Origin of the sequence: Streptomyces capoamus (assembly GCF_014654935.1) — a bacterium.
GTDB lineage: Bacteria > Actinomycetota > Actinomycetes > Streptomycetales > Streptomycetaceae > Streptomyces > Streptomyces capoamus.
Genome location: NZ_BNBF01000020.1, coordinates 140,849 through 141,438, shown reverse-complemented (window position 1 = coordinate 141,438; position 590 = coordinate 140,849). Strand labels below are relative to the sequence as shown.

Here is a 590-nt window from a genome sequence, read left to right as displayed (position 1 = left end):
GTGCAGCGGCAGGCCGACGGACTCCAGGACGGTGCGGTGGCGGTCCGCCGTCGCATCGTCCAGCCGGCCCGCCAGGCGGCCCAGTTCGGCGGCGAAGTGCATGCCGACGGCGACCGCCGCCCCATGGCGCCACTTGTACCGCTCGTTCTTCTCGATCGCGTGGCCGAGCGTGTGACCGTAGTTGAGGATCTCCCGCAGGCCCGACTCCTTCAGGTCCGAGGAGACGACCTCCGCCTTCACCCGGATCGACCGCTCGATCAGCTCGGCCGTGTGCGGGCCCGCGGGGGTGCGGGCGGCCTCGGGGTCGGCCTCGATGAGTTCCAGGATCGCCGGGTCGGCGATGAAGCCCGCCTTGATGACCTCGGCGAGACCGGAGACGTAGTCGTGCACGGGCAGGGAGTCCAGCGCGGCCAGGTCGCACAGCACGCCGGCCGGCGGATGGAAGGAGCCGACCAGGTTCTTGCCCTCGGCCGTGTTGATGCCGGTCTTGCCGCCGACCGCCGCGTCCACCATGCCCAGCACGGTGGTCGGGACGGCGATCCAGCGCACCCCGCGCAGCCAGGTCGCGGCGACGAACCCGGCCAGGTCCG

1 protein-coding gene is annotated in these 590 nt (G+C 72.4%); it reads right to left on the bottom strand.

The genetic code is table 11. The annotated features are described in order from the left end of the window. The coding region (locus IE312_RS42130; protein WP_229900520.1) for a 3-dehydroquinate synthase family protein at positions 1-590 on the bottom strand (590 nt) is incomplete at both ends.